The organism is Pseudomonas sp. DTU12.1 (genome assembly GCF_009873475.1).
Lineage (GTDB): Bacteria > Pseudomonadota > Gammaproteobacteria > Pseudomonadales > Pseudomonadaceae > Aquipseudomonas > Aquipseudomonas proteolytica.
In genome coordinates, this window is sequence record NZ_CP045254.1 from 24,053 (window position 1) to 48,227 (window position 24,175).

At 61.6% G+C, this 24,175-nt stretch carries 25 protein-coding genes and 1 pseudogene; 17 read left to right on the plus strand and 9 right to left on the minus strand.

Annotated elements, in window-relative coordinates; translation table 11 throughout:
• Positions 1-16: 16 nt before the first annotated feature.
• Positions 17-1,420, plus strand: a pseudogene (locus tag GDV60_RS00120) (phosphomannomutase/phosphoglucomutase); the annotation flags it as partial.
• A gap of 21 nt (positions 1,421-1,441) precedes the next feature.
• Positions 1,442-2,347: an acetylglutamate kinase gene (gene argB, locus GDV60_RS00125; protein ID WP_029289812.1), complete on the plus strand. Its 906-nt coding sequence runs from the start codon at positions 1,442-1,444 to the stop codon at positions 2,345-2,347.
• Between the two features lie 359 nt (positions 2,348-2,706).
• On the opposite strand, the gene pyrE is transcribed toward argB, so the two are convergent.
• On the minus strand, positions 2,707-3,351 hold the full coding sequence (gene pyrE, locus GDV60_RS00130) for an orotate phosphoribosyltransferase (RefSeq protein ID WP_070994053.1): 645 nt from the start codon (positions 3,349-3,351) through the stop codon (positions 2,707-2,709).
• Between the two features lie 82 nt (positions 3,352-3,433).
• Between pyrE and GDV60_RS00135 the strand changes: the two genes are divergently transcribed.
• A complete protein-coding gene (locus tag GDV60_RS00135) occupies positions 3,434-4,213 on the plus strand; it encodes an exodeoxyribonuclease III (protein WP_029289816.1) in 780 nt (259 codons plus the stop codon).
• A gap of 58 nt (positions 4,214-4,271) precedes the next feature.
• On the opposite strand, the gene GDV60_RS00140 is transcribed toward GDV60_RS00135, so the two are convergent.
• Both GDV60_RS00140 and rph read right to left on the minus strand, forming a co-directional pair.
• Complete coding sequence (locus tag GDV60_RS00140; RefSeq protein WP_029289818.1) at positions 4,272-4,640, minus strand: DUF4870 domain-containing protein; 369 nt, start codon at positions 4,638-4,640, stop codon at positions 4,272-4,274.
• 23 nt (positions 4,641-4,663) lie between these two features.
• Complete coding sequence (gene rph / locus GDV60_RS00145) at positions 4,664-5,386, minus strand: ribonuclease PH (RefSeq protein WP_029289820.1); 723 nt, start codon at positions 5,384-5,386, stop codon at positions 4,664-4,666.
• 233 nt (positions 5,387-5,619) lie between these two features.
• On the opposite strand from rph, the gene GDV60_RS00150 reads away from it, so the two are divergent.
• From GDV60_RS00150 to GDV60_RS00175, 6 genes are all read left to right on the plus strand, one after another.
• Complete coding sequence (locus GDV60_RS00150) at positions 5,620-6,483, plus strand: YicC/YloC family endoribonuclease (protein ID WP_159905937.1); 864 nt, start codon at positions 5,620-5,622, stop codon at positions 6,481-6,483.
• A 10-nt stretch (positions 6,484-6,493) separates the two neighbouring features.
• Positions 6,494-7,114 (plus strand): guanylate kinase, encoded by a 621-nt coding sequence (gmk, locus tag GDV60_RS00155; protein ID WP_070994054.1) that lies wholly within the window; start codon positions 6,494-6,496, stop codon positions 7,112-7,114.
• Positions 7,115-7,281: 167 nt separating this feature from the next.
• Positions 7,282-7,545, plus strand: coding sequence for a DNA-directed RNA polymerase subunit omega (gene rpoZ / locus GDV60_RS00160; protein WP_003176920.1), 264 nt, complete (start codon positions 7,282-7,284; stop codon positions 7,543-7,545).
• A gap of 60 nt (positions 7,546-7,605) precedes the next feature.
• On the plus strand, positions 7,606-9,711 hold the full coding sequence (spoT, locus tag GDV60_RS00165; RefSeq protein ID WP_159905939.1) for a bifunctional GTP diphosphokinase/guanosine-3',5'-bis pyrophosphate 3'-pyrophosphohydrolase: 2,106 nt from the start codon (positions 7,606-7,608) through the stop codon (positions 9,709-9,711).
• Positions 9,712-9,749: 38 nt separating this feature from the next.
• Complete coding sequence (locus GDV60_RS00170; protein WP_025130815.1) at positions 9,750-10,130, plus strand: RidA family protein; 381 nt, start codon at positions 9,750-9,752, stop codon at positions 10,128-10,130.
• A gap of 55 nt (positions 10,131-10,185) precedes the next feature.
• Positions 10,186-10,929, plus strand: a complete 744-nt coding sequence (locus GDV60_RS00175) for a hypothetical protein (RefSeq protein ID WP_092232125.1) — start codon at positions 10,186-10,188, stop codon at positions 10,927-10,929.
• Positions 10,930-11,028: 99 nt separating this feature from the next.
• On the opposite strand, the gene GDV60_RS00180 is transcribed toward GDV60_RS00175, so the two are convergent.
• Positions 11,029-11,880: an NAD-dependent epimerase/dehydratase family protein gene (locus tag GDV60_RS00180; RefSeq protein WP_029289834.1), complete on the minus strand. Its 852-nt coding sequence runs from the start codon at positions 11,878-11,880 to the stop codon at positions 11,029-11,031.
• A gap of 190 nt (positions 11,881-12,070) precedes the next feature.
• On the opposite strand from GDV60_RS00180, the gene exbB reads away from it, so the two are divergent.
• The 6 genes from exbB to GDV60_RS00210 all read left to right on the plus strand — a co-directional run bounded on the left by exbB (position 12,071) and on the right by GDV60_RS00210 (position 19,068).
• Positions 12,071-13,084, plus strand: a complete 1,014-nt coding sequence (gene exbB / locus GDV60_RS00185) for a tonB-system energizer ExbB (protein ID WP_029289836.1) — start codon at positions 12,071-12,073, stop codon at positions 13,082-13,084.
• 6 nt (positions 13,085-13,090) lie between these two features.
• Complete coding sequence (gene exbD / locus GDV60_RS00190; protein ID WP_029289838.1) at positions 13,091-13,516, plus strand: TonB system transport protein ExbD; 426 nt, start codon at positions 13,091-13,093, stop codon at positions 13,514-13,516.
• Positions 13,513-14,259, plus strand: coding sequence for an energy transducer TonB (locus tag GDV60_RS00195; RefSeq protein WP_029289840.1), 747 nt, complete (start codon positions 13,513-13,515; stop codon positions 14,257-14,259). Before exbD ends, GDV60_RS00195 begins: the two co-directional genes overlap by 4 nt.
• A gap of 190 nt (positions 14,260-14,449) precedes the next feature.
• A complete protein-coding gene (locus GDV60_RS00200) occupies positions 14,450-15,370 on the plus strand; it encodes a hydrogen peroxide-inducible genes activator (protein WP_029289842.1) in 921 nt (306 codons plus the stop codon).
• Positions 15,371-15,378: 8 nt separating this feature from the next.
• The gene (gene recG / locus GDV60_RS00205; RefSeq protein WP_029289844.1) at positions 15,379-17,454 is read left to right on the plus strand and encodes an ATP-dependent DNA helicase RecG; all 2,076 of its coding nucleotides are present in this window, start codon (positions 15,379-15,381) and stop codon (positions 17,452-17,454) included.
• A gap of 213 nt (positions 17,455-17,667) precedes the next feature.
• Complete coding sequence (locus GDV60_RS00210; protein WP_070994058.1) at positions 17,668-19,068, plus strand: aminoacyl-tRNA deacylase and HDOD domain-containing protein; 1,401 nt, start codon at positions 17,668-17,670, stop codon at positions 19,066-19,068.
• Positions 19,069-19,199: 131 nt separating this feature from the next.
• Here GDV60_RS00210 and GDV60_RS00215 read toward each other — a convergent pair whose 3' ends face one another.
• The 4 genes from GDV60_RS00215 to GDV60_RS00230 all read right to left on the minus strand — a co-directional run bounded on the left by GDV60_RS00215 (position 19,200) and on the right by GDV60_RS00230 (position 21,714).
• Entirely contained in the window at positions 19,200-19,574 is a 375-nt protein-coding gene (locus GDV60_RS00215; RefSeq protein WP_090292443.1) for a helicase, read from the minus strand.
• Between the two features lie 319 nt (positions 19,575-19,893).
• Complete coding sequence (locus GDV60_RS00220; protein WP_003213368.1) at positions 19,894-20,169, minus strand: HU family DNA-binding protein; 276 nt, start codon at positions 20,167-20,169, stop codon at positions 19,894-19,896.
• Positions 20,170-20,359: 190 nt separating this feature from the next.
• Entirely contained in the window at positions 20,360-21,508 is a 1,149-nt protein-coding gene (locus tag GDV60_RS00225; RefSeq protein WP_133715227.1) for an NAD(P)/FAD-dependent oxidoreductase, read from the minus strand.
• Between the two features lie 38 nt (positions 21,509-21,546).
• Positions 21,547-21,714, minus strand: coding sequence for a rubredoxin (locus tag GDV60_RS00230; protein ID WP_092232179.1), 168 nt, complete (start codon positions 21,712-21,714; stop codon positions 21,547-21,549).
• Between the two features lie 196 nt (positions 21,715-21,910).
• On the opposite strand from GDV60_RS00230, the gene GDV60_RS00235 reads away from it, so the two are divergent.
• Together GDV60_RS00235 and ubiA are read left to right on the plus strand one after the other, a co-directional pair.
• Positions 21,911-22,474 (plus strand): chorismate lyase, encoded by a 564-nt coding sequence (locus GDV60_RS00235; RefSeq protein WP_092232182.1) that lies wholly within the window; start codon positions 21,911-21,913, stop codon positions 22,472-22,474.
• Positions 22,474-23,364, plus strand: a complete 891-nt coding sequence (gene ubiA, locus GDV60_RS00240) for a 4-hydroxybenzoate octaprenyltransferase (protein WP_029289922.1) — start codon at positions 22,474-22,476, stop codon at positions 23,362-23,364. Before GDV60_RS00235 ends, ubiA begins: the two co-directional genes overlap by 1 nt.
• A 357-nt stretch (positions 23,365-23,721) precedes the next feature.
• Here the strand turns inward: ubiA and GDV60_RS00245 are convergent, their stop codons facing one another.
• Positions 23,722-24,102: a hypothetical protein gene (locus GDV60_RS00245; protein WP_029289924.1), complete on the minus strand. Its 381-nt coding sequence runs from the start codon at positions 24,100-24,102 to the stop codon at positions 23,722-23,724.
• Positions 24,103-24,175: the final 73 nt, after the last annotated feature.

Sequence of the window (24,175 nt, forward strand, 5' to 3'; positions counted from 1 at the left end):
TATCGATGGAGTTTTCCCAGTGATGAGCAACGCAGCCCCAGTCGCACCGACGTTTCCCGACAGTATTTTCCGCGCCTACGACATCCGTGGCGTCGTCCCGAAAACCCTGACCGCCGAAACCGCCTACTGGATCGGCCGCGCCATCGGCTCCCAAAGCCTGGCCCAGGGCGAACCCAACGTCTCGGTAGGCCGTGATGGCCGCCTGTCCGGCCCCGAGCTGGTGGAACGCCTGATCCAGGGCCTGGCCGACAGCGGCTGCCATGTCAGCGACGTCGGCCTGGTGCCGACACCGGCGCTGTACTACGCCGCCAACGTGCTGGCCGGCAAGTCGGGCGTCATGCTCACCGGCAGCCACAACCCGTCGGACTACAACGGCTTCAAGATCGTGATTGCGGGCGACACCCTGGCCAACGAACAGATCCAGGCCCTGCACACGCGCCTGAAAACCAATGACCTGACCAGCGGCAAAGGCAGCATCACCAAGGTCGATATCCTCCAGCGCTATTCCGACGAAATCACCCGGGACGTCAAGCTTGAGCGTCGCCTGAAGGTCGTGGTCGACTGCGGTAACGGCGCGGCCGGCGTAATCGCCCCGCAATTGCTCGAAGCCCTGAACTGCGAAGTGATCCCGCTGTTCTGCGACGTCGACGGCCACTTCCCCAACCATCACCCGGACCCGGGCAAGCCTGAAAACCTGGTGGACCTGATCGCCAAGGTCGAAGAAGTGGGCGCCGATGTCGGCCTGGCCTTCGATGGCGATGGCGACCGCGTGGGCGTGGTGACCAACACCGGCAGCATCGTGTTCCCCGATCGCCTGCTGATGCTGTTCGCCCGCGACGTGGTGGCGCGCAACCCAGGCGCCGAGATTATTTTCGACGTGAAGTGCACCCGTCGCCTCACACCGCTGATCAAGGAATACGGTGGCCGCCCACTGATGTGGAAGACCGGTCACTCGCTGATCAAAAAGAAAATGAAGGAAACCGGCGCCCTGCTGGCGGGCGAAATGAGCGGCCATGTGTTCTTCAAGGAGCGCTGGTTCGGTTTCGACGACGGCATCTACAGTGCCGCACGTCTGCTGGAGATCCTCAGCAAGGAAAAATCCAGCGCCGAGGATCTGTTCGAGACCTTCCCGAACGATATTTCTACGCCGGAAATCAATATCCATGTGACCGAAGAGAGCAAATTCAGCATCATTGACGCACTGCACGATGCGCAATGGGGTGAAGGCGCCAACCTGACCACCATTGATGGTGTGCGAGTCGATTATGCCGAAGGCTGGGGCCTGGTTCGCGCGTCCAACACCACACCGGTGCTGGTCCTGCGTTTCGAGGCGGATACCGAGGCCGAGTTGCAGCGCATCAAGGACGTGTTCCACGCCCAGTTGAAACGTGTTGCCCCTGATCTCCAACTACCGTTCTGATTATTTGCCCCGGAGCCCTGAATGACCCTCGAACGCGAAGCCGCCGCCAACACCGCCAAGGTCCTTTCCGAAGCGCTGCCTTACATTCGACGCTACGTCGGCAAGACGCTGGTGATCAAGTACGGCGGCAATGCCATGGAAAGCGACGAGCTGAAAACCGGCTTTGCCCGCGACATCGTGCTGATGAAAGCCGTCGGGATCAACCCGGTGGTGGTCCACGGCGGCGGCCCGCAGATCGGTGACCTGCTCAAGCGCTTGTCCATCGAGAGTCACTTCATCGACGGTATGCGCGTCACCGATGCGCAGACCATGGACGTGGTGGAGATGGTCCTTGGCGGCCAGGTGAACAAAGACATCGTCAACCTGATCAACCGTCATGGCGGCAGCGCCATCGGCCTGACCGGCAAGGACGCCGAGCTGATCCGGGCGAAGAAACTCACCGTGACCCGCAAGACCCCGGAGATGACCCAGCCGGAAATCATCGACATTGGCCAGGTAGGCGAAGTGATCGGCATCAACACCGACTTGCTGAACCTGCTGGTCAAGGGTGACTTCATTCCAGTGATCGCGCCGATCGGCGTGGGTGCCAATGGTGAGTCCTACAACATCAACGCCGACCTGGTCGCCGGTAAAGTAGCCGAGGCCCTGAAGGCCGAGAAGCTGATGCTGCTGACCAACATTGCCGGCCTGATGGACAAGGAAGGCAAGGTCCTGACCGGCCTGACCACCCAGCAGGTCGACGATTTGATCGCCGACGGCACCATCTACGGCGGCATGCTGCCGAAGATCCGCTGCGCACTGGAAGCCGTGCAAGGTGGCGTAGGCAGCTCGCTGATCATCGATGGCCGGGTGCCGAACGCGGTGTTGCTGGAAATCTTCACTGATACCGGCATGGGCACGCTGATCAGCAATCGCAAGCGCCCCTGACCGCTGAAACAAAAAGCCCCCGTTCAACCTGGTTGAGCGGGGGCTTTTTTATGTGCGCCGACCTGCAGCCTTGTGGAAATCCCCTGTAGGAGCGGGCTTGCCCCGCGCTGGGCTGCGAAGCAGCCCCAATAAGCCAAATGCGTTGTACCAGATACACCGCAGCGGCTGGTTTTGGGGCTGCTTCGCAGCCCAGCGCGGGGCAAGCCCGCTCGCCACAGGAAAGTTCGTCAGTTTCTGAAAGTTGTGTAGATACCTATGCCGCGATGAGGGCTTGTCAGTCAACATCAGTGTTGAATGTACTACCGCCATCGCGAGCAAGCTCGCTCCTACACGAGCTCATCAGCTACAAGGGGGTTGTGTCAGACGCCAAACTGCTCGCGGTACGCCCGTACAGCCGGCAGGTGTTGCTTGAGCTGTGGGTCGTCTTCGAGGAACTGCAATACCTGGTTCAGCGAGACAATACTCACCACCGGGATTGCGAAGTCACGCTCCACTTCCTGGATCGCCGACAACTCACCGTTGCCACGCTCCTGGCGGTTCAGCGCGATCAACACGCCAGCGGCCTTGGCGCCATCCTGGGATGCAATGATCTGCATCACTTCGCGGATCGCGGTGCCGGCGGTGATCACGTCGTCGATGATCAGCACATCACCGGTCAACGGAGCGCCGACCAGGCTGCCGCCTTCGCCGTGGGCCTTGGCTTCCTTGCGGTTGAAGCACCATGGCAGATCCCGGTCGTGATGTTCAGCCAGGGCCACCGCGGTGGCCGCAGCCAACGGAATGCCTTTGTAGGCCGGGCCAAACAGCACGTCGAAGGAAATGCCGCTTTCAACGATGGCGGCAGCGTAGAAACGCCCCAGCTGCGCCAGGGCAGAACCCGAGTTGAACAGGCCGGCATTGAAGAAGTATGGGCTGGTGCGCCCGGACTTGAGGGTGAACTCACCGAAGCGCAAAACCCCGCGATCGATGGCAAAACGAATGAAATCGCGTTGATACGCCTGCATGAAAAAAGCCTCAGATACCACGGATTTAGCTAAATAGGTAGACGGCGTGTATCATACACGCACGCGATTTTTGGGGCCATTTATGCGGATCATCAGTGTGAACGTTAATGGTATTCAGGCTGCAGTCGAGCGTGGTTTGCTCAGTTGGCTGCAAGCCCAGAATGCCGACGTCATCTGCCTGCAGGACACGCGCGCCTCCGCCTTTGAACTGGACGACCCAGCCTTCCAACTGGATGGCTACTTCCTTTATGCCTGTGATGCCGAAGTCCCTGCCCAAGGTGGCGTGGCTCTGTATTCACGGTTGCAACCCAAGGCGGTCATCAGCGGCCTCGGCTTCGAGACAGCCGATCGCTACGGGCGCTACCTGCAAGCCGATTTCGACAAAGTCAGTATTGCTACCTTGCTGCTCCCTTCGGGGATGAACGGCGATGAAGACTTGAACCAGAAGTTCAAGCTAATGGACGATTTCGCCCGTTATCTGGATAAACAGCGACGCAAACGCCGCGAGTACATTTATTGTGGCTCGCTGTACGTGGCGCAACAGAAGCTGGATATCAAGAACTGGCGCGACAGCCAGCAATCCCCGGGCTTCCTGGCGCCGGAACGGGCCTGGATGGACGAGATTGTCGGCAACATGGGCTATGTAGATGCCCTGCGTGAAGTCAGCCGTGAAGGTGACCAGTACAGCTGGTGGCCGGACAACGAACAGGCCGAGATGCTCAACCTGGGCTGGCGTTTTGACTACCAACTGCTGACCCCCGGCCTGCGCCGGTTTGTCCGCAGCGCACGCCTGCCGCGTCAACCGCGCTTCTCGCAACACGCGCCGTTGATCGTGGATTACGACTGGACCTTGACCATCTGAGGTCATGTTCCAGGTACAAAAAAACCGACATCGCTGTCGGTTTTTTTGTGGGCGATCATTATTTGATCAATCGCCATGTGCACGGGTAACGGTAGGCAATGCCTTTATTGGCCTTGATGCCCCCAATGATGGTCAGCACCAACGCGGCAATCACCAGCACCGCCATCATCAGGAAACCAATGATCACAAAACCCAGAACAAAGCAGACCAGCCAGGCAATGGCCACGGTCAGCTGGAAGTTCAGCGCTTCCTTGCCCTGATCATCGATCAGCGGGTCCATGTCCTTCTTCACCTGCCACAGGATCAAAGGCCCCAGCACACTGCCAAAGGGGAACACCAGGCCAAGGAACGCCGCGAAGTGACAGAGCATGGCCCACTGGCGCACTTCCTTGGTCTGGGCTGGCACAGGAAGCTGGTTGTCACTCATGGCGTTGCTCCTTGAGGCGGGTTTCAGTCAGCCAGTGCGGCGGTCTGTAGTTCGAAGATTTCGCTCATGCCTTTCTGGGCCAGGGCCAGCATGGCGTTCAGGTCTGCTGGCTGGAACGGCGCGCCTTCGGCGGTGCCCTGCACTTCGATGAACCCACCGGTGCTGGTCATGACCACGTTCAGGTCGGTCTCGGCCGCCGAATCTTCCAGGTAGTCCAGGTCCAACACAGGCTCGCCCTGATACATGCCCACCGATACAGCTGCAATCATCTGCTTGAGCGGGTCGCCGCCTTTCAGGCCGCCGCGCTTCTTGATCACTTTCAGCGCATCGACCAGCGCGACCATGGCGCCAGTGATGGACGCGGTGCGGGTGCCGCCGTCGGCCTGGATCACATCGCAGTCGACGTACAGGGTGACGTCGCCCAGCTTGGACATGTCCAGCGCAGCGCGCAGGGAACGGCCGATCAGGCGCTGGATCTCCAGGGTGCGACCGCCCTGCTTGCCACGGCTGGCTTCACGCTGGTTACGCTCGCCGGTGGCACGCGGCAACATGCCGTATTCGGCGGTCAACCAACCCTGGCCCTGGCCCTTGAGGAAACGCGGCACGCCGTTTTCAACGCTGACGGTGCAGATGACCTTGGTATCGCCGAACTCGACCAGTACAGATCCCTCGGCGTGTTTGGTGTAGTTGCGGGTGATGCGGATCGAGCGGAGCTGATCGGCAGCGCGACCACTTGGACGTTTCATAGGGGATACCTGTACTGAGGACGAAAAACTGCCGAGCATTATAGAGCCGCAGGCCGCTTCGCGGCACTGCTAATAAATTCGGTTACCAAAGGGCGGCCCTGGGCACCCTTTGTCACAGCCAGCATTTGGGGGCGCTTGCCCCGTTGCGCTACAATCCTGCGCCTTCGCAGCCAGTCGGCTTCAATCTACCTACCAGCCCGCCCGTTTGCGGGACTGTATCGCGAGGTACCTCCATGGTGCATAGCATGACCGCCTTCGCCCGCGTCGAAAAAGCCGGCGCCCAAGGCACCCTGAGCTGGGAGTTGCGCTCGGTCAACAGCCGCTACCTGGAGCCGCACCTGCGCCTGCCCGAGTCCTTTCGCGACCTTGAAGGCGTCGTGCGCGAAGCCCTGCGCGCGGGTATCTCACGCGGAAAACTGGAATGCACCCTGCGCTTTACCGAGGAAACCACCGGCAAGCCACTGCAGGTTGATCGCGAGCGCGCTGCACAGTTGGTCGCTGCCGCTGAAACGATTGCCAGCCTGATCAAGCAGCCGGCGGCACTGAACCCCCTGGAAGTCCTGGCCTGGCCCGGCGTACTGGTGGCTGACGCCACTGACCCGCAGGCACTGAACGCCGAGGCCCTGGCCATGTTCAATCAGGGCCTCAAGGAGCTCAAGGCCGGCCGTGAGCGCGAAGGCGCCGAACTGGCCCGCCTGATCAATGAGCGCCTGACTGCCATCGAAGAAGACGTCGTGACCTTGCGCGAGCTGGTGCCACAAATGCTGGCCACCCAGCGCCAGAAAGTCCTCGACCGCTTCACCGACATGAAGGCCGACCTCGATCCGGTACGCCTGGAACAGGAAATGGTCCTGCTGGCGCAAAAAAGCGACGTCGCCGAAGAACTCGACCGCCTGAGCACCCATATCCTGGAGGTGCGTCGCGTACTCAAGTCGGCCGGTGCCGCTGGTCGGCGCCTGGACTTCCTGATGCAGGAACTCAACCGCGAAGCCAATACACTGGGCTCCAAAGCCTTCGACCCGCGCAGCACCCAGGCTGCGGTCAACCTCAAAGTGTTGATCGAGCAAATGCGCGAACAAGTACAGAATATTGAGTAAGGCAACTCCCATGACCCACAGCACCGGCACCCTGTACATCATTTCCGCCCCCTCGGGCGCGGGCAAAAGCAGCCTGGTCAAGGCCCTGACCGACACCAACCCGGAGATCCGCGTATCGGTCTCCCACACCACCCGCGCCATGCGCCCCGGTGAGGTGAACGGTGTGAACTATCACTTCGTCGAGCGCAGCGAGTTCGTGAAGATGATCGAGCACGGTGACTTCCTGGAGCGCGCCGAAGTGTTCGGCAACCTCTATGGCACGTCCCAGAGCCACCTGCAGCAGACCCTGGACGAAGGCCACGACCTGATCCTGGAAATCGACTGGCAAGGCGCCGAACAGGTCCGCCAATTGATGCCCAAGGCGCGTTCGATCTTTATCCTGCCGCCTTCACTGGAAGCCTTGCACCAGCGCCTGAACAATCGCGGCCAGGACAGCGAAGAGGTCATCGCCGGGCGCATGCGCGAAGCTGTCAGCGAAATGAGCCACTATGTGGACTACGACTACCTGATCATCAACGACGATTTTGCCCACGCCCTGGACGACCTGAAGGCGATTTTCCGCGCCAATCAGCTCCAGCAAAAACGCCAGCAGCAGCGTTTTGGCAAATTGTTGGCCGAACTGCTCGGTTGAATGGCTCTTCCCAAAACCGCTGCAAGGGCCTTACATTGGCACTTGTAGCGTGTTTGCCGGGGCCTGCGCAAAATCAGCGCTTCCCTAAACGCTGGTGATTTTTTAAACTGTTGAGTCCGCTCGCCCAACCGGGCAGCGCGCATCTTGCATTCGCTCCGAGGAATACCATGGCCCGCGTAACCGTTGAAGACTGCCTAGAACACGTGGATAACCGCTTTGAGCTGGTCATGCTCTCTACCAAGCGTGCCCGTCAATTGGCCACTGGCGGCAAAGAGCCCCTGGTCCAGTGGGAAAACGACAAGCCTACCGTTGTAGCCCTGCGTGAAATCGCTGAAGGCCTGATGAGCTACGAGTTCATCGCCAACGCCGAAATCGTTGAAGACGAACCGCTGTTTGCAGCGTTCGAGGACGAGTCCAACGAGGCCGTCTAAGCCTATGCCTGGTCGACGTAGCACGGCGCGGGGTCACAGCCTTCGGCAGGAGTTAACACTTTGCCGAGTATAGACGCCCTCGCCGATCGCTTATCGACCTACCTCGGCACCGACCAGGTCAACCTGGTCCGCCGAGCGTACTTCTACGCCGAACAAGCCCACGACGGCCAACGCCGCCGTAGCGGCGAGGCGTACGTCACCCACCCTCTTGCGGTGGCCAATATTCTTGCCGACATGCACATGGACCATCAAAGCCTGATGGCCGCGATGCTGCATGACGTGATCGAAGACACCGGTATTGCCAAGGAAGCGCTCAGCGCACAATTTGGCGAAACCGTGGCCGACCTGGTCGACGGGGTCAGCAAGCTGACCCAGATGAACTTCGAGACCAAGGCCGAGGCCCAGGCGGAAAACTTCCAGAAGATGGCCATGGCCATGGCCCGGGATATCCGGGTAATCCTGGTCAAGCTGGCCGACCGGCTGCACAACATGCGCACGCTGGAAGTGCTATCCGGTGAAAAACGCCGGCGCATCGCCAAGGAAACCCTGGAAATCTACGCGCCCATCGCCAACCGGCTGGGCATGCATGCCATTCGTATCGAGTTCGAAGACCTCGGCTTCAAGGCCATGCACCCGATGCGTTCGGCGCGCATCTACCAGGCGGTCAAGCGCGCCCGGGGCAATCGCAAGGAAATCGTCAACAAGATCGAAGAGTCCCTGAGCCATTGCCTGGCAATCGACGAGATTGAAGGCGAAGTCAGCGGGCGGCAAAAGCATATCTACGGCATCTACAAGAAGATGCGCGGCAAGCGCCGGGCCTTCAACGAGATCATGGACGTGTATGCGTTCCGGATCATCGTCGACAAGGTCGATACCTGTTACCGCGTGTTGGGCGCTGTACATAATTTGTACAAACCCCTGCCGGGGCGCTTCAAGGACTACATCGCCATCCCCAAGGCAAACGGCTATCAGTCATTGCACACCACGCTGTTTGGCATGCATGGGGTACCGATCGAGATCCAGATCCGCACCCGGGAAATGGAAGAGATGGCCAATAACGGCATCGCCGCCCATTGGCTGTACAAATCCACCGGCGACGAGCAGCCCAAAGGCACCCATGCCCGCGCCCGCCAGTGGGTCAAGGGCGTGCTGGAAATGCAGCAACGTGCTGGCAACTCGCTGGAATTCATCGAAAGCGTGAAGATCGACCTGTTCCCGGACGAGGTCTACGTGTTCACGCCCAAAGGCCGGATCATGGAGCTGCCCAAGGGCTCCACGGCGGTCGACTTTGCCTACGCGGTACACACCGACGTCGGCAACAGCTGCATCGCGTGCCGGATCAATCGTCGCCTGGCCCCGCTGTCGGAACCGTTGCAAAGCGGCTCCACCGTGGAGATCGTCAGCGCGCCGGGGGCCCGGCCGAATCCGGCGTGGCTCAACTTCGTGGTCACCGGCAAGGCGCGCACCCACATCCGCCACGCGCTGAAGCTGCAACGCCGGTCCGAGTCCATCAGCCTGGGTGAACGCCTGCTGAACAAGGTACTCAACGGCTTTGACAGCTCCCTGGAGAAGATCCCCGCCGAGCGCGTGCATGCGATCCTCCACGAGTACCGCCAGGAAACCATCGAAGACCTGCTCGAAGATATCGGCCTGGGCAACCGCATGGCCTATGTCGTCGCCCGTCGCCTGTTGGGCGAAGGCGAGCAGTTGCCAAGCCCCGAAGGCCCGCTGGCCATTCGCGGCACCGAAGGCCTGGTCCTCAGCTACGCCAAGTGCTGCACGCCGATCCCGGGCGACCCGATTGTCGGGCACCTGTCTGCCGGCAAAGGCATGGTGGTGCACCTGGATAACTGCCGCAATATCAGCGAAATCCGCCACAACCCGGAAAAATGCATCCAGCTGTCATGGGCCAAGGATGTGACCGGCGAATTCAACGTCGAGCTGCGAGTGGAGCTGGAGCACCAGCGCGGGCTGATCGCCTTGCTGGCCAGCAGTGTCAACGCGGCCGACGGCAATATCGAAAAAATCAGCATGGACGAACGCGATGGTCGCATCAGCGTGGTCCAACTGGTGGTCAGCGTGCACGACCGTGTGCACCTGGCCCGTGTGATCAAGAAACTGCGTGCCCTGACCGGGGTTATCCGCATCACTCGCATGCGCGCATAACGCCTCCCCTATAGCCCGGACATTACAAGGAGTCATTCATGACCAAGACTGTTATCACCAGCGACAAGGCACCTGCTGCCATCGGTACTTACTCCCAGGCGATCAAGGCGGGCAACACCGTCTACATGTCCGGCCAGATCCCATTGGACCCAAAGACCATGGAGCTGGTTGAAGGCTTCGAAGCCCAGACCGTACAAGTCTTCGAAAACCTCAAGTCGGTAGCCGAAGCAGCGGGCGGTTCGTTCAAGGACATCGTCAAGTTGAACATCTTCCTCACCGACCTGAGCCACTTCGCCAAGGTCAACGAGATCATGGGCAAGTACTTCGAACAACCCTACCCAGCCCGCGCCGCCATTGGCGTTGCCGCCCTGCCAAAGGGTTCGCAGGTTGAGATGGACGCGATTCTGGTCATCGAGTAATACATTCGGCGCAACCCCAGGGGTTGCGCCGACTTCGTTTTAAAAGGATTTCGTAATGCGCAAAGCGCTCGTTGCCTCCACGCTGCTCACCCTGTTCCTTGGCGGCTGCGCCAGCAATCCTGCCGCCCGGGATGTGAGCGGCACCTGGATCAACCAGGTCGCCATCGATGCGGCGTCCAAGGGCGGCCCTTTGCGTGAAGCCCTGCAGGCCTATGGTCCGAACCTCGAATGGGAGGTCAATACCCGGGCCAACCAAGCGCGCTACTTCAACGGTTTTGAACGCCCTGAAGGCACGCTGGAAGGTGAAAAGTCAGGCACCTGGAATGTCGATTTCTACGGTAGCTCAACCACCGAACTCAAGCGTGATGGCAAGCAGTTGCTGCAAGTGGCCAACGACAATGAGCCCGAACAGCTCTTTGACCGGCCCAAGGACCCTGCTCCCGAAGGCGCGCCCCTGGGTGCCAACTTCGAGCGGGCACTGTATTCGGCCTATATGGGCGGCAGCTGGAAAATCACCAGCGGCAATGGCGTCGGCGCGACGGTGCAGTTCCAGGCCAACGGCCAAGTCACCGGCCTGCCCGGCGTAGACCAATACTCACTGTGCCTGGCCGGCGATTGCGCCTCCATGAGCGGTGGCTACGACAGCATCTGGCTGCAACAAGGCGGCCAGGGCAACCCGTGGATCTTCAGCCGCAATGACAAGCAACTGGAGATTTTCCAGGCGATCAATACGTCCCAGGCCGACGAAGTACCTTCGTTCACCCCGGGGCCACGCCAGTGGTTGCTGGATAAACAGTAAAGTCACTGCAGGCACCTCGGTGTGTCAGTGACACCAAGGTGATGCTATCGCAGCGATGCGGCGACCCGACAAGCCAGCTCCCACTCAAGCCGGTAGTGCTCAGCCTTTGAGGATGGCCGCGTAGCCTTCGCGGTAACTCGGATAGGTGGGCGACCAGCCCAGTGCCTTAGCCCGCGCATTACTGCACTGCTTGCTGCCCGCGCGGCGCACGCTGGCGTCTTCGGCCCATTCGGTCACCCCAAGGTAGCCACGCAGCCAGTCCACGACTTCGGCCAGCGGTGCGGGCGCGTTGTCGACACCGATATAGACCTTCTCCAACGCTCCGCCCTGCTCTACATGCAGCAGCAGATAAGCCAGCAGGCCTGCCGCGTCATCGACATGTATGCGGTTGCCATATAAAGGCGGCTCGACCGCCACGCGATAGCCTTGGCGCACCTGGCTCAACAACCATTCACGTCCAGGCCCGTAGATCCCGGTCAAGCGCACAGTCGTAGCCGGGATACCGCTGTCGAACGCCACTTGCTCGGCTTCCAGCATCACCTGCCCGGAATAGCCGACGGCCTGGGTGGGCGAGGTTTCATCGACCCATTCACCGTTTTGCTGACCGTAGACGCTGCTGCTGGAGACGAAAACAAGGTGCTTGGGCTCCTGGCCATAGTCGCCCAGCCACTCCAGCACATGCTGCAGGCCCTGGACATAAGCCTTGCGGTAGCCAGCCTCGTCGTGATCGGTTGCAGCGGCGCAGTACACCAGGTAATCCACGCCGCCGATCGGCCACGTGTCGGGACACTCTTTATTGAACAGGTCGCCGGCAATGCCGATCACCCCTTCCGGCAAGCGCGCGACATTGCGCCGCAGGCCATGAACCTCCCATCCCGCGGCCAGCAATTGACTCGCCAGCCGACTACCTACATCACCACAACCGGCAATCACCACAGAAGGCGCAGACATCACAAAACTCCGTTCTCAAAGGTCTAGATTAGCCCTCACAGGTGACCAGCGGCCAGAAAAAGCACAAATAAAGTTACTGTATTACTTCTGTTAACAAGAATTACTTGCAATAATAACCGCCCATTTGTCCTCGGCCGTCCTCCGGCCTGGCAGGACAATTACTTATTTTCAACTCTCAGGTCCGGCCAGCATGACACGCAATAACCTCCCCGCTTCGCCAACCAAGCCTCACAGCCCATCCCGCGCCTGGCGCGCGATTGCTGCGGTGCTGTTCAGCGCCCTGCTGGCACCGACCGCCGCGTTTGCAGATGCCACGGCGCCGGCAACCCCGCCTGCCGCTACGGCACCAGCCCCGGCTGCGGCCGCCGCACCTGAGCAAAATGCCGCCGTACCAGGTGCCCCGGCTGCCGCACCTGCCGCCACCGACCCGGTCGCCGCCGAGGGTGTGACCCCGGAAGATGAAACCGGTGTGGTCCTGGAAGAAGACAACACCCTGGGCATGGCACACGACCTGTCGCCGTGGGGCATGTACCAGAACGCTGACATCATCGTGAAGATCGTGATGATTGGCCTGGCCATCGCCTCGATCATCACCTGGACCATCTGGATCGCCAAAGGCTTCGAGCTGCTGGGCGCCAAACGCCGCCTGCGCAATGAAATCGTCAACCTGAAAAAAGCCACCACCCTTAAAGAAGCCAGCGAAAGCGCGGCCATCAAGGGCACCCTGGCGCACCTGCTGGTGCACGACGCACTGGAAGAAATGCGCCTGTCGGCCAACACCCGCGAAAAAGAAGGCATCAAGGAACGCGTGAGCTTCCGCCTCGAGCGCCTGGTAGCGGCCTGCGGTCGCAACATGAGCAACGGCACCGGCGTGCTGGCAACCATCGGTTCCACCGCGCCGTTCGTCGGTCTGTTCGGTACCGTGTGGGGCATCATGAACAGCTTCATCGGCATCGCCAAGACCCAGACCACCAACCTCGCCGTTGTCGCCCCCGGCATCGCCGAAGCCCTGCTGGCAACTGCGCTGGGCCTGGTCGCCGCGATTCCTGCGGTGGTGATCTACAACGTGTTCGCCCGTTCGATCGCCGGCTACAAGGCCCAGGTGTCGGACGCTTCGGCAGAAGTCCTGTTGCTGGTCAGCCGTGACCTCGATCACCTGCCTACCGAGCGCAGCTCGCAACCGCACATGGTGAAAGTGGGGTAATCGGCCATGGGCCTGCATTTGAATCAAGGTGACGACGAGCTCGTCGAGAACCACGAAATCAACGTCACGCCGTTTATCGACGTGATGCTGGTGCTGCTGATCATCTTCATGGTGGCAGCACCCTTGGCTACGGTGGACATCAAGGTCGACCTCCCCGCCTCCAGCGCGAAACCCGCGCCCCGGCCGGAGAAACCGGTGTTCCTCAGCGTCAAGGCGGACCAGCGCCTGTTCCTGGGCGAAGAAGAAGTCAAATCCGAAACCCTCGGTGCGGTGCTCGACGCCCGTACCCAGGGCAAGAAAGACACGACGATCTTCTTCCAGGCCGACAAAGGCGTGGACTACGGCGACCTGATGAGCGTGATGGATGCCCTGCGGGCAGCCGGCTACCTCAAGGTCGGTCTGGTCGGACTTGAGACGGCAGCCAAAAAATGATCACGACGCGCCACAAACTGACGCGTTATGGCACCAGCCTCGCCGTCGTGCTGGGCGTCCACGCCGTCGCGATCATCCTCGCGTACCAGTGGTCGGCGCCACATATGGTGCAGTTGCCACCGGCAGCCATGGTCATCGACCTGGCGCCGCTGCCGGCCCCACCACCTCCGGCCCCGCCGAAGGTGGTGACGCCTCCACAACCGCCAGCACCGGTGGAAGAGCTGCCATTGCCGAAACTGGCAGAGGCCCCCAAGCCGACGATTTCCGTGCCCAAGCCGGTCAAACCCAAGCCCAAGCCACAGCCGCCCAAGCCTGAGAAGAAGATCGAGCCGCCCAAGGAGAAACCTTCCGAGGATCCGCCAAGCGAAAGCCCGGCGAATAATGCGCCTTCGGAAAAGTCGGCGCAGCCGCAACCCGGCCCTTCGCCGGCGCAGATCGCGGCCAAGGCAACGTGGGAAAGTACGCTGCTAGGTCACTTGGCGAAGTACAAGAAGTACCCGCCAGGCGCCCAGGCCCGTGGCAAGGAAGGCTTGAACCGCTTGCGGTTCGTGGTGGATGCCGAAGGCAAGGTGCTGTCCTATGAGCTGGTGGGCCGCTCCGGCAACGCCGATCTGGACCGCGCTACCCTGGAGATGATCCGTCGTGCCCAGCCGCTGCCCAAGCCACCGGCCGATATGTTGAAAAACGGCAGCATCGAAATCGTTGCGCCGTTTGTCTACAACATCGAGAAGCGCCGCCGCTGACCCAGTGGGAGCGGGCTTGTCGGATCGCGGCGGTGCGGCGATCCGACAAGCCCCCTCTCACATTCAGGACCCGCTTCAGCGTTAAGCAAAATCCCCCGCACAAACCGCTCAATCCCCACTCTAGTTCTGATAACGTGCGCCTATCGATTGCAGCCGGTATGCTTGGCCCGCAACCTCATGGACGCCCGCTATGACTCTTACAGAATTACGCTACATCGTGACCCTCGCCCAAGAGCAACACTTCGGCCATGCCGCCGAACGTTGCCATGTCAGCCAGCCGACGCTGTCGGTGGGCGTGAAAAAGCTTGAAGACGAACTCGGTGTGCTGATTTTCGAGCGCAGCAAAAGCGCCGTGCGCCTCACCCCGGTCGGCGAAGGCATTGTCGCCCAGGCCCAGAAGGTGCTGGAGCAGGCCCAGAGCATTCGTGAACTGGCCCAGGCCGGCAAGAACCAACTGACGGCCCCGCTCAAAGTCGGCGCGATCTACACCGTCGGCCCGTACCTGTTCCCGCACCTGATCCCGCAACTGCACCGCGTCGCGCCGCAGATGCCGCTGTATATCGAAGAAAACTTCACCCACGTACTGCGCGACAAGCTGCGCAACGGTGAGTTGGACGCGATCATCATCGCCCTGCCGTTCAATGAAGCCGACGTGCTGACGTTGCCGCTCTACGACGAGCCGTTCTATGTGCTGATGCCCGCCTCTCACCCGTGGACGAAGAAAGACACGATCGACGCTGGCCTGCTCAACGACAAGAGCCTGCTGCTGCTCGGTGAGGGTCACTGCTTCCGCGACCAGGTCCTGGAAGCCTGCCCGACCCTGACCAAGGGCAACGACGGCGCCAAGCACACCACGGTCGAATCCAGCTCCCTGGAGACTATTCGCCATATGGTGGCGTCCGGCCTGGGTATTTCGATCCTGCCGTTGTCGGCCGTGGACAGCCATCACTACGCCGCCGGCGTGATTGAAGTGCGTCCGCTCACCCCGCCCGTGCCGTTCCGTACCGTGGCGATTGCCTGGCGTGCCAGTTTCCCGCGCCCGAAAGCGATTGATATCCTCGCCGACTCGATCCGCCTGTGTTCGGTGGCCAAGCCGCCTGCTGCGAGCTAAGCAAGCGTATGACAGAGCTGTCGCAGGTGTCGGTGACGGCACTCAAGGGTGTCGGTGACGCCATGGCCGAGAAACTGGCCAAGGTTGGCCTGGAAAACCTCCAGGACGTGCTGTTTCACCTGCCCTTGCGCTATCAGGACCGCACCCGCGTAGTGCCCATCGGCCATCTGCGCCCTGGGCAGGATGCGGTGGTCGAAGGCACCGTCAGCGGTGCCGATGTGGTGATGGGCAAGCGCCGCAGCCTGGTGGTGCGCCTGCAGGACGGCACCGGTGGCCTGAGCCTGCGCTTCTACCATTTCAGCAACGCGCAAAAGGAAGGCCTCAAGCGTGGCACTCGTGTGCGCTGCTACGGCGAAGCCCGGCCGGGTGCATCGGGCCTGGAAATCTACCATCCGGAATATCGCGCCATTACCGGCGACGAACCGCCGCCGGTAGACACCACCCTCACCCCCATCTACCCGCTCACCGAAGGCCTGACGCAACAGCGCCTGCGCCAGCTATGCATGCAGACCCTGACCCTGCTCGGCCCGCAAAGCCTGCCCGACTGGCTGCCGCAAGAGCTGGCCCGCGATTACCAGTTGGCGCCCCTGGCTGACGCGATCCGCTACCTGCATCATCCACCGGCCGACGCGGACGTGGATGAGTTGGCCCTGGGTCATCACTGGGCCCAACATCGCCTGGCCTTCGAAGAGCTGCTGACCCATCAACTGTCCCAGCAACGCCTGCGCGAAAGCATGCGTTCCCTGCGTGCGCCAGCGATGCCCAAGGCCACGCGCCTGCCCGCGCAATACCTGGCCAACCTCGGTTTTGCGCCGACCGGTGCGCAGCAGCGCGTAGGCAATGAAATCGCTTACGACCTGAGTCAGAAAGAACCCATGCTGCGCCTGATCCAGGGCGATGTTGGGGCCGGCAAGACCGTGGTCGCCGCCCTGGCTGCGCTGCAGGCCCTGGAGGCCGGTTACCAGGTGGCGCTGATGGCGCCGACCGAGATCCTCGCCGAACAGCACTTCATCACCTTCAAGCGCTGGCTCGAACCCCTGGGCCTGGAAGTGGCGTGGCTGGCGGGCAAGCTCAAAGGCAAGAACCGCACGGCCGCCCTGGAGCAGATCGCCGCCGGCGCGCCGATGGTGGTCGGCACCCACGCGCTGTTCCAGGATGAGGTTAAATTCAAGAACCTGGCCCTGGTGATCATCGACGAGCAGCACCGTTTCGGCGTGCAGCAACGGCTGGCCCTGCGTGAAAAAGGCGTGGGCGGGCGAATGAACCCGCACCAGTTGATCATGACCGCCACCCCGATCCCACGCACCCTGGCCATGAGTGCCTACGCCGACCTCGACACCTCGATCCTCGACGAACTGCCGCCGGGCCGAACGCCTGTCAACACGGTGTTGGTCACCGACACCCGCCGCGTCGAAGTGATCGAACGCGTGCGCGGCGCCTGCGCCGAAGGGCGCCAGGCCTATTGGGTGTGCACGCTGATCGAAGAATCCGAAGAGCTGACCTGCCAGGCTGCCGAAACCACCTACGAAGACCTCACCAGCGCCTTGGGCGAGCTCAAGGTCGGGCTGATCCATGGGCGCATGAAACCTGCGGAAAAAGCCGCGGTGATGGCCGAGTTCAAGGCCGGCAACCTGCAACTGCTGGTGGCCACCACCGTGATTGAAGTCGGCGTGGATGTACCCAACGCCAGCCTGATGATCATCGAAAACCCCGAACGCCTGGGCCTGGCGCAACTGCACCAACTGCGCGGGCGTGTCGGCCGGGGCAGTGCCGCCAGCCACTGCGTGCTGCTCTACCATCCACCGCTGTCGCAGATTGGCCGCCAGCGCCTGGGGATCATGCGCGAGACCAATGACGGCTTCGTGATCGCCGAAAAGGACCTGGAACTGCGCGGCCCCGGCGAGATGCTCGGCACCCGCCAGACCGGGCTGCTGCAATTCAAGGTGGCCGACCTGATGCGCGACGCCGACCTGCTGCCCGCCGTGCGCGACGCCGCCCAGGCCCTGCTGGAACGCTGGCCGCACCACGTCAGCCCGCTGCTGGATCGCTGGCTGCGCCACGGCCAGCAATACGGTCAGGTCTGATCAGCCACCCCCTGTAGGAGCGGGCTTGCTCGCGAAGAACACCCAGGCGCCACGGATATGCCGGTGCCCCGCGTTACCGTCAAGGTTCTTCGCGAGTAAGCTCGCTCCTACAGGAATGGGGACCGTCAACACCATCACAAACCACAGTTAGACCCCCCTCAGCCGGACCAAGCTGGTTATACTCCAAGCAAATGTAGGAAATTGGATCCGGCCATGTCAGAAGTAGCCCACGCCACAGCCCCACCGACCGCACCCTCGGTCATTCGGGACCTGCTCGCAAAACTCGCCGTCAGCTACAAGGAAGTCATCGAACACCCCGGCCTGAACCCCGCTCGCAAGGTTCAAGCGGTGCTGCTCGACGATGCCGTGGGCGCCCTGATGGTGCTGTTCCCCCAGAGCCAACTGCTGGATCTCAATCGTCTTACCGAACTGACCGGCCGCAACCTCACCGCCGTGGCACCGGAACGCCTGGAGCGCATGCTCGGCAAACACAGCCTGAGCCTGCTGCCTGGCCTGCCACCGCTGACCAGTTCGCCGTGCCTGTACGAAGAAAGCCTGCTGCGCGAGCCGACCTTACTGGTGCACTCGGGCGAAGCCACGGTGCTGCTGGAAATCGCCAGCGATGACTTCAAGCGCATGCTAAGCAAGGCCAGTGCGGCCAACTTCGGTGAGCCCTTGAGCAGCATCCGGCCCAACTTCGACCGCCCCAACGACGACCGCGACGAGATCTCCCAAGCGATGCAGGCGTTTACCGCCCGGCGTATCCAGCAACGCCTGGAAGCCACCATCGAGATCCCGCCGCTGGCCGACACCGCGCAGAAGATCATCAAGCTGCGGGTCGATCCCAACGCGACCATCGATGACATCACTGGCGTCGTGGAAACCGACCCGGCCCTGGCCGCGCAAGTAGTGAGCTGGGCGGCATCGCCGTACTACGCCTCGCCGGGCAAGATCCGCTCGGTAGAGGACGCCATTGTCCGCGTGCTGGGCTTCGACCTGGTGATCAACCTCGCCCTGGGCCTGGCGCTGGGCAAGACCCTGAGCCTGCCCAAGGACCATCCGCAACAGGCCACGCCTTACTGGCACCAGTCGATCTACACCGCGGCGGTGATCGAAGGCCTGACCCGCGCCATGCCCCGCGCCCAGCGCCCGGAAGCCGGCCTGACCTACCTGGCGGGCCTGCTGCACAACTTTGGCTATCTGTTGCTGGCCCACGTGTTCCCGCCGCACTTCTCACTGATCTGCCGGCACCTGGAGGTCAACCCGCACCTGTGCCACAGCTATGTCGAGCAACACTTGCTGGGAATCAGCCGCGAGCAGATCGGCGCCTGGCTGATGCGTTACTGGGACATGCCGCAAGAACTGTCCACGGCCTTGCGCTTCCAGCACGACCCGAGCTACGACGGCCAGTACGCCGAATACCCCAACCTGGTGTGCCTGGCCGTGCGCTTGCTGCGCGGGCGTGGGATTGGCTCGGGGCCTGAAGCCGAGATTCCGGACGAGCTGCTGGAGCGCCTGGGCCTGGACCGCAGCAAGGCAGAGGATGTGGTGAGCAAGGTGCTGGATGCTGAGGTGCTGCTGCGGGAGTTGGCGTCGCAGTTCAGCCAGGGCTGAAGCGGGCGTCTGTCAAACCGCTATTCGCGAGCAAGCCCGCTCCCACATTTGACTGCATTCCAAAGTTGGAACCCGATCAAATGTGGGAGCGGGCTTGCTCGCGAAGCGCTCACCTCGGTCTGACTGAAGCCCTACTTCTTTTTCTTCGGCTTCAAGTACTTGGTCAACCCCTGGAACCACATCACCAGCGCCGGGTTGCCCTTGATCTGGATCGACTTGTCCTGAATCCCCGTCATGAACGCCAGTTGCTTGTTCTTCGCCTGCATGGTGGCGAAGCCATAGGCGGCGTCTTTGAAGGCAATGGCGAACGCAGGCTCCGGGTGGACACCCGAGCGGCTGGTGATGCGCTGGTCTTTGACGATGAAGTGACGGGCAACCTTGCCGTCGAGGGTCTGCAGCTGGAACGCCAGGTCCTTGTCACCCAACTGCTGTTGGAACGCGGGGTTGTTGCGGCTGGCTTTGGCCATCATCAGGCCCAGCACCCACAGGAGAAAACGAAATTTCATGCACACGGCCTCAGTGTAATTATTGGGTGGCCGCAGCAGTTTAACGATTTGTGCGCGGAACGCTACCGATCTCCCGCGTTAGCAGGAGATCGGCTGGCGTTTACCGCTTATAGCAACAACTTGGCTTAAACGTTAGGGCAAGGTACCGGCGCCCAGTCGGCTCGTCATAGTCAGTCATTGGCCCGCTGCAAAAACTCGCTGCTGCGCCAACGCCCCCGCTTCACCTCCCAAGAACACACCCCAACAAAAATGGGCACCCGACCCAGTCGGCGTGCCCATTTTTCATACCTCCCCGCCTCCCTTCGAGACGGTGCCGCGCTTACGGGTTGACGCTGTCTTTGAGCGACTTGCCCGGTTTGAACGCTACGGTGTTGCTCGCCTTGATTTTCACTGGCTCGCCGGTTTGCGGGTTCTTGCCGGTGCGGGCGCCACGGTGGCGTTGCAGGAAGGTGCCGAAACCAACCAGGGTGACGCTGTCTTTGCGATGCAAGGCGCCGGTGATTTCTTCAAGTACGGCGTTGAGGACGCGGTTGGCCTGTTCTTTGGTCAGGTCTGCTTTTTCTGCAATGGCGGCTGCGAGTTCTGGTTTACGCATAGGTGAAGCCTCTTTGACGGTTTTTTGTTGTTATGTCCGTGCTGCTCTCTGCTGGAGCAGCGCCAAGGCGCCGCAGGCTCTACTCTGCGGCAGACGGGAGTGAGGATGGCATGCCATTGGTGCCTGCGCCAGTCTCCCGGCGACCTTTCTAGGGGGAAAAAGGTGGTTATTCCGACAGAACGACCAGCATTTACGCCAGCAGTGGCGGAAGTTCCTTATTCAGGGCCAGTTTTTCCATGACTGCCGTGCCGGTAAGCGCGTAGCCCAGCAGGCGGCCGCTGGCGTCGCGGCACAAGGCCTTGATGTCCCCGCCCTGCCCTTCGACGCTCCACACGCCTTCGGTGCCCCGTGGCGGTGGCGAGACCACCAGCGGGCACGCCGGGGTTTTTACCGTGACCGGCATCGGCCCGTAGTTGACCGCCGTGGCATTGCCCGCCAGGGTCTGGGCCAATGCGCGGGCGCAGCTCATCAGGGGCATGACGTACAGCAGGTTCAGGCCATCGACCTCGGCGCAGTCGCCCAGGGCGTAGATATTGGCGTGGGAGGTCTTGAGGTGGCGGTCGACCATGATCCCGCGATTGATTTGCAGGCCGGCCGCAGCCGCCAGGTCCACCCGTGGGCGCAAGCCAATAGCCGACACCACCAAGTCGCACTCAATCAGCGTGCCATCGGACAGGTGGGCTTCCAGCCCGTCAGCCGTGCGCTGCAGGCGGTTGAGCACCGGCCCCAGGTGGAAGCGCGCACCGAGGCCTTCGAGCCCGGCCTGTACCGCTGCAGCTGCCGCCGGGTGCAGCAGGGTCGGCATGACTTGCTCGCAGGGCGCCACCAGGTCGATGGTGTAACCGCCCAGGATCAGGTCGTTGGCAAATTCACAGCCGATCAGCCCCGCACCCAATAGCAGCACACGGCGCTTGCCGGCGGCGGCGTGGCGGAAGCGTGCATAGTCTTCCAGGTCGTTGATCGGGAAAATCAGTTCAGCAGCATCGCCCTCCACCGGTACCTGTACCGTCTGGGCACCCCAGGCCAGGATCAGGTCGCGGTAGGCCACCGCCTCCTCGCCGATCCACAGGCGCTTGTGACCGGGGTCGATCCCGCTGATTCGGGTATGGGTGCGCACTTCGGCCTTCAGTTGCTCGGCCATCGCGCCAGGGGTTGCCATGCTCAGGCCATCGGCATCCTTGTTTTTGCCGAAACCGGTGGAGAGCATGGGCTTGGAGTAGGAACGCCCGTCATCTGCTGTGATCAGCAACAGCGGGGTTTCGCTGTCGAGCTTGCGAAACTCCCGAGCCAGGTTGTAACCAGCCAAGCCCGTACCGATGATCACGACAGGTGCGCTCATTCCATTCTCCTTGTAGTACGTTTGTAAAATTCAGCGAATCAACCGATTTCGATCATTTCGAAATCCATTTTGCCAACGCCGCAGTCCGGGCACAGCCAGTCTTCCGGGACGTCCTGCCACGGGGTGCCTGGGTCGATCCCATCATCCGGCCAACCGTCTGCTTCGTTGTAGATCAGGCCGCAGACTACACATTGCCACTTCTTCATTACTTGTTTCCTCAGGGTCCAGGCTTACTGGCCGACAGTCGATAGATCCAGCATTGCCGTCCGGCTCAGGGCGTTTTGTACTGATCGGGGCGCCCAGATGCAAGCACGTTCGACCCAATGTCCCGGCGCAGCCCGGCAAAAATTCGGGTGACCATGGTAAGCTCGGCGCCTCATTAACTGCCAATAATGACTCCCCGTGCCGCATTCGATTGCCGTTCCCGATGCTTGCCAATGGCTGAACCAGAGCCTTCTGCACCCTCTGCCCGCGCCTCCTGCCCTCGACTGGCTGTTCGATGAGGGCTCACTGACCCGCCGCCTGACGCACCTGTCCAACGATGGTTTCAGCGTCACGCCACTGTTCGAAGGCTGGCAGCCCCTGCGAGACGACGAATGCGCCGCCCTCGACCTGCCAGCGGCCAGTATTGGCTGGGTACGCGAGGTGTATTTGCGCGGTCACGGCCAGGCCTGGGTGTTCGCCCGCAGCGTGGCGGCCCGTAGTGCCTTGCAGGGCGACGGCCTGCATATGGATGAGTTGGGCAGTCGCTCCCTGGGTGAGTTGCTGTTTTGTGACCAGGCGTTCACCCGCCAGGCCATCGAGGTCTGCCACTACCCACGCGCCTGGCTGCCGAAGGCGGATCAGGCCAATGGCTTATGGGCGCGACGCTCGCGCTTTGATCGCGGCGCGTTGAGTGTTCTGGTGGCGGAAGTGTTCCTGCCAAGCCTGTGGCAAGCGGTGCACCAATCTGCGGAGAATTGCTGATGTACCAGCGCCTGCTCCAATCCCTGAACCGCCTGAACCCACGGGCCTGGGACTTCGTTCAATTGACCCGGATGGACAAGCCCATCGGCATCTATCTGCTGCTGTGGCCCACCTTGTGGGCGCTGTGGATCGCCGGCAAGGGCTCGCCGTCGTTGAGCAATATCGTGATTTTTGTCTTGGGCGTGACACTGACCCGGGCGGCAGGTTGTGTGATCAATGACTGGGCTGACCGCAAGGTCGACGGCCATGTGAAGCGCACCGCGCAACGCCCGCTGGCGAGCGGCAAGATCAGTTCCAAAGAAGCCCTGGTGTTCTTTGCGGTGCTGATGGCCATCAGTTTCCTGCTGGTGCTGCTGACCAACACCGCCACCATCTGGCTGTCCCTGGGCGGCCTGGCGCTGGCTGTCAGTTATCCGTTCATGAAGCGCTACACCTATTACCCGCAGGTGGTGCTGGGCGCGGCGTTTTCCTGGGGCATGCCCATGGCGTTTACCGCCGAGACCGGCAGCCTGCCGGCCATTGCCTGGCTGCTGTATATCGCCAACTTGCTGTGGACGGTGGCGTACGACACCTATTACGCGATGACCGACCGCGATGACGATCTGAAAATCGGCGTCAAATCCACCGCGATCCTGTTTGGCGATGCCGATCGCATCATCATCCTCACCCTGCAGGGGCTGGCGCTGCTCTGCCTGCTGCTGGCGGGCTCGCGCTTCGAACTGGGTGGCTGGTTCCATCTGGGGCTAGTGGCGGCGGCAGGGTGTTTTGCCTGGGAGTTCTGGTACACCCGGGATCGCGACCGGATGAAATGCTTCAAGGCGTTTTTGCACAACCATTGGGCGGGATTGGCGATTTTTGTCGGGATTGTGGCCGACTACGCCTTCAGGTAATGCCCTGTACCTTGCCGGCGATGAGCATAGGTATCTACACAACTTTCAGAAACTGACGAACTCTCCTGTGGCGAGCGGGCTTGTCGGAACGCCGCATCGCCCGCGCTGGGCTGCGAAGCAGCCCAAAAAGCCCTCCACGTTTCTTCAGATAAACCGCGACGGCCGGGTTTAGGGCTGCTTCGCAGCCCAGCGCGGGCGATGCGGCGTTCCGACAAGCCCGCTCGCCACAACTGCGCTATCTGTGTGGATTTAGGCGTTGCGGCAAAGTTGTGTAGATACCTATGCGGCGATTAGGCCAGCAGCCCTGCGGTGATTTCAGGGCCGCCATCGCCGGCAAGCCGGCTCCTACAGGGGAGCTCAGGGTTTGGCGATCTTCCAGGCGCCATCCATTTTGCCGTCACCGGTCGCATCGCCAGCGTTCTTGTCGGCAATGAAGGTGTACAGCGGCTTGCCGTCATAGGCCCACTGGCTGGTGTTGTCGTCACGGGTGATGACGGTCCACTTGCCCATTGGCTTATCGGTGGACTCGGCCTTCAACGGCGGCCAGTTGGTGGCGCACTTGTCATTGCAGGCAGACTTGCCATCAGCATCCTTGGCGAAGGTATAGAGCGCCATCCCCTTGTGATCCACCAACATCCCGTCTTTAGTCATGGCGGGGTCTGCCGCGACAGCCAGTGTCGGCAGCGTCAACGCCGCCGTGACCAGCAGGGCTTTCCACGAAAAAATACGCTGAGTCATCAGAACCTTCCTTTTGCGGTTGTCAGGATTCGGACTCAAAGCGTAGTTCAGGACCAGGCCGATTGCGCAGGCC